Origin of the sequence: Microbulbifer epialgicus (assembly GCF_041447265.1) — a bacterium.
GTDB lineage: Bacteria > Pseudomonadota > Gammaproteobacteria > Pseudomonadales > Cellvibrionaceae > Microbulbifer > Microbulbifer epialgicus.
In genome coordinates this window covers 1-4,497 of the sequence record NZ_JBGMEK010000157.1, presented here as the reverse complement: position 1 = coordinate 4,497, position 4,497 = coordinate 1, and the positions used below count along the sequence as shown (strand labels likewise).

At 43.5% G+C, this 4,497-nt stretch carries 5 protein-coding genes; 3 read left to right on the top strand and 2 right to left on the bottom strand.

What is annotated here, in order from left to right; translation table 11 throughout:
- Positions 1–491: 491 nt before the first annotated feature.
- From ACCI49_RS23675 to ACCI49_RS23665, 3 genes are all read left to right on the top strand, one after another.
- On the top strand, positions 492–890 hold the full coding sequence (locus ACCI49_RS23675) for a VOC family protein (protein ID WP_371841708.1): 399 nt from the start codon (positions 492–494) through the stop codon (positions 888–890).
- Between the two features lie 277 nt (positions 891–1,167).
- Positions 1,168–1,671, top strand: coding sequence for a hypothetical protein (locus ACCI49_RS23670; RefSeq protein WP_371841706.1), 504 nt, complete (start codon positions 1,168–1,170; stop codon positions 1,669–1,671).
- Between the two features lie 10 nt (positions 1,672–1,681).
- Entirely contained in the window at positions 1,682–2,023 is a 342-nt protein-coding gene (locus ACCI49_RS23665) for a hypothetical protein (protein WP_371841705.1), read from the top strand.
- Positions 2,024–2,176: 153 nt separating this feature from the next.
- Here the strand turns inward: ACCI49_RS23665 and ACCI49_RS23660 are convergent, their stop codons facing one another.
- Both ACCI49_RS23660 and ACCI49_RS23655 read right to left on the bottom strand, forming a co-directional pair.
- Positions 2,177–3,022, bottom strand: a complete 846-nt coding sequence (locus ACCI49_RS23660; protein ID WP_371841704.1) for an SDR family NAD(P)-dependent oxidoreductase — start codon at positions 3,020–3,022, stop codon at positions 2,177–2,179.
- Positions 3,023–3,277: 255 nt separating this feature from the next.
- Complete coding sequence (locus ACCI49_RS23655; protein WP_371841703.1) at positions 3,278–4,117, bottom strand: type 1 glutamine amidotransferase domain-containing protein; 840 nt, start codon at positions 4,115–4,117, stop codon at positions 3,278–3,280.
- Positions 4,118–4,497: the final 380 nt, after the last annotated feature.

Sequence of the window (4,497 nt, the reverse complement as noted above, 5' to 3'; positions counted from 1 at the left end):
AATACACTGCGCTCGGGACCGTATGAGGCATGGATGCCGATTACGAGCTTACAGGGATGTATTCACAGCGCGTCTCGAGTGTAGTGTATTCTTTCCATCTGACTCAGTAACAGCTACTTGGCAGTCAGCAGATTCTGAGCGGCTGCCAAACTTTGCATCAAACTCTTACTTGCCAGCCTTTATAAGGCGAGCAATAAGGTCACGATCTATCTGCGCAACTTTAAATTCAATGTCTTTGAAGCAGCATTACGAAATCATTCAGCGGCCCCTAACCTACTCCAACAAGCACTCTCTTATTTCAACCGACATAAGTGATTTTGATCCAGGATAAAATCAACAAAAAAATCCCACAAAGATATATTGCTGTCGTGTATTCCAACCATATAGATTACTCTAGCACAGACTTCCTGTAAAATTTTTCACCAGTAATTTCAAGTAATTCTATTTACAAAACTCTCCAACCGAACTTATCAAAAAGAGGAGATACGACAGTGAACTCTATTGGAAGACTGGTAATTCTGGTTAGGGATTACGAAGAGGCGATTGAATTCTACCGAGACAAACTGGGATTTGAAGTATTTGTCGATTCAGAAGCCCCGCCACTTAGATTCGTACATGTGCGGCTCCCCAAACAAAAAGATATGGGCATTTGGCTGTTACAGGCCTCATCAGAAGTACAGGAGCAAAATATCGGAAAGCAAACCGCCGGACAACCCTGCGCAGTTATTTATACAGATAACTTCAATAGCGAGTACAAGCGCCTAATAGCAAATGGTGTAAATTTCACCAAGCCTCATATAACGGAAGCCAGTGCTGAGTTTGCTCATTTTGAGGACCTATATGGTAACGAATTTGTTCTAGTAGAGCTGAAGGAAGAATTGGTTGATTGATTACCCTCCCCACCAGTATGACCGCAGAGGCTCCGGTCTCTGCGGTCCACCGTAGCTCGGTACTATCTCCGAAAATCTGGCAGCTCGTGTATACTCTCGGCACTTCGATAACCCAGAAGCTGTGAAATTCCTACGGTCAAACTTTAAAGTGCGAAATACAAGCTCAGCCCCCAGCACAGAAACAATTATGGAGTCGGCCTAAGCCCGCAGGACTAAAAGCTGAAAATAGAAAACCCAATAACCAAATACAAACAATACGCTAATAGCAAGGAGAGCAATGATGTTTCCCACCCCCACCAAGCTGGCATCCACTGCATTTATCTTTTTGGCAATACTTGTCACAAGTTGCACGCAGCTAGCCCCAAGATATGATGCCGAACTCTATGCAGACCTCACGGAAGTTAATGCCGAGTTAATGCAATTTTTCTCATCGGTTTCCCATGGTACCAGCAAGGACTCCTACAAGGAGAGAAGCCAGAGCTACCATTCTTTGATTGGAAAAGTAGATGCACTGGCAATGCAGTCCAACACTCGTCCGATCCCCAATAAGAAAACACTAAAAAAAATCAATAACTACCTGGGCTCCGCGGATAGAAATCTTATTTTTGAGGAGCAACCACCCAGTGTTGCCTCCTTGCAGAAAATTTCCTCCAGCCTAAACAAGATGCGTGAGGAGGACGAAGACAAGGGCCTGCGCTCTGGTGCCGTGGCCCTCTTTAAAAATGAGGTAATAATCTCGATGGACCAGGCACTCACCTACGAATCATTCCTGAATCGCTAAGGATTTCGACATGTCACTTGACACAAACCAACTGATTTCCAATATTAAAGACGCTGCATCATCTGTCATTAACCACAATGTTGCGGAGATTCGCGGTTTTTCGGAGCGACAGCTATCGGCCCTGGCATTACAGGCACAGTTAATAGCCAAAGCTATTATCAGCAATGAAATTGGAGAAGATTTGCGGGATTACTTTCTGGACTCCCTGGAGGATATGGCCCTGAATTTTGCCAAAACCCTACGCGGTCTTCTCGCTGTTACGATCGAGAAGGTCTGGAATGCAATTATCGGTGTTATTTGGTCGGCAATAGAGGCCTGTACCGGAATCTCATTAAAAGTGGCCTCCTTATAAGGGCTGAAACCTATCCTGCAGCGCTTTCTGATTAGCTGCAGGATTCAGGCGCAATTATACTTTAAGCCCTTTTGCTGCAGACTTTATTCATCGTCTGTAGCTATTTACCTAGCTTACTGGCTATTCCATCAAGTGCTTATTAATTTATGGCAATCAGGAATCCATGTATTTTTTAAAAGTATCTGCATAATCGGGATGCCAGCGAGACAAGGGTGGCCTGTCTTCAATGATATCACCTACAGCCCATGCTATGCGCTTATTATCCATTTCGCGAGTCACATCGTTATCTGGGCAAAGAATGTAAAAATCGCCCTGCTCTATTCGCTCAAGCATAAAATCAATAACTTGATCTGGAGTCCAGGCCGATCGAGGTTTTTGCGGGCTGCTAACCATTCCCGTATAAGTAAACCCTGGTATCAACAAGTGCGATGAAATTCTATTGTTTTTGTCGCGCGAACCACCCTCAAAGGATAGCTCTCTAAGCTGATACTCAAGCGCTTCGGTGATCACTTTCACAGCAGCCTTACTTGCATTATAGGCAGGGTTCCCTGGAGGTGTTGTTATACCCTGTTTAGATCCGGTATTTACCACTAAAGAGGCGTGATCCTGCGAAATGAGCTGCGGCAAAAATACATGTATGGAGTTAACAACTCCCCAAAAATTGGTATTGATTATACTTTGCCAATTGTCAAAATTTCCCCAACTCTTAGTTGGATAGCTAATACCAGCATTATTCATAAGAACATCAATTCGACCAAAACGCCCAACAATTTCAGCCTTCACTTTTTCTAATGACTGCATATCCCCTACATCCACAATAAATGGGAGTGTTGATTCCGGCAACTCCTTTAGAGCCTCAGAAATTTTCTCTCCATTTAGGTCGATTATGCCAATCCTCATCCCCATGGATGCAAATTTTTTTGCCGCCGCCAGGCCAACCCCATCAGCGCCGCCACTAATAACAGCAACATGACTTTTCTGAAATATCGAGCTATTCATAGCATTACCAATTAATACAATTTTTACTTAAAAAATCATGGGAAACTCCTATTATCTTAGTAGCATAATAGTAATAACCCAAACAAACATTCTTGCCAGCCCAGCAGGCGTCAACCAATTCAAAATTCACATAAATTTAGCTGATCGAAACTCCAAATCACCACTCCAACACTTTGAAAATAGGAGGAGGGCAAAAATCTAATAACAAGCCCAATCATTAAGACTGGGCTGGCAATGTATCGAAAGATAGCCGAATCATTGCATCATTTTGAGCATTTCATTGGCCACACCCACCGCAGATGCAGGGTTTTGACCAGTGATCAGTTCGCGATCAACAACCACTTTCTCCCCCCAGTCAGCTTTAGCGCGCTTGTAATCGCCACCAGCATAAGTCAATGCATCTTGAGGGGTATAGAATAACTCATCCCCTTTTAAATAATATTTAGTCGCGATTGCTTCTTCACTATTACTAAAAGAGGTAAGGTCATAATTTTCGTAAATCCAGCCGGCTGCAGACTGCGGTTTTTCGCCGCGCTTCATACTGGCCTCAAACTCTTTACTGTTCGGAAGTGCTGATAGCAGTGCCGCTGGACCATGGCAGACCAATCCAGTTGGTTTTCCTTTTTTGTTAAAGTGGGCCAGAAACTTGCCTAACAGATCATTGGCTACAAGGTCAGCTAAAGGTGCATGTCCACCGGGAACAAATATCGCATCAAAATTCTCAATACCTATTTGTTCGATACGTGAAAAACTGACGACCGGCGAACTATCCGGGTCGGTTATCTTTAACTTCTCAAGTAAAGAGTTATGCGCATCATAGTATTGTTGGTCCTTTTTGTAATGATCGAGAGTATCAGAATTTACATCGAGAGTAGGTGCCATACCCTTTGGTGACGCAAAGGTTAGCGTGTGCCCCTCATCAAGGAAAATCTTAACCGGCTCCATTAACTCATTACTGTAAAATCCAGTTTCATAGCTCGTGCCCGCCTTTAACGTCATCTCTGATGCATCAGACATAACCACCAAAATATTGTCGGCGAATACTGCCGGACTAAATAGTAAGGCTGCAGCCGCTATCATCTGTTTAATTTTCATCTTAAAAATCTCTTTCAGCATGTTTGTGTGTAGAGCCAATTTTAAATGTGCGTAAAAGAGGTACAATCCAGCCCCATGAAACCAAGTGTTCGTATTTTAGAAACAGTTTTTTTATAAGCTATACACAAGAGCTACTCCATCATGTGCTACGGCAAGATAGAGATAAATCTGTGCTTTTGGCTTCTTACATGGGCCAGAAAGGGTATCGCTGGGTGTCGGGTGCTTAGAATTGTTATCCAGACTGTCTGGTCAAACGCTTTCAAACATCAATTAGTATGCTGTCAAAAGCTGTGGGGTTACTAAAAAGGGGGGAAGAAAAGAATACACTGCGCTCGGGACCGTATGAGGCATGGATGCCGATTACGAGCTTACAGGGATGT

Coding starts and splice junctions, on each gene's coding strand:
- ACCI49_RS23655 (WP_371841703.1), bottom strand. CDS start 4,117: ATGAAAATTAAACAGATGATAGCGGCTGCAGCCTTACTATTTAGTCCG.
- ACCI49_RS23660 (WP_371841704.1), bottom strand. CDS start 3,022: ATGAATAGCTCGATATTTCAGAAAAGTCATGTTGCTGTTATTAGTGGC.
- ACCI49_RS23665 (WP_371841705.1), top strand. CDS start 1,682: ATGTCACTTGACACAAACCAACTGATTTCCAATATTAAAGACGCTGCA.
- ACCI49_RS23670 (WP_371841706.1), top strand. CDS start 1,168: ATGATGTTTCCCACCCCCACCAAGCTGGCATCCACTGCATTTATCTTT.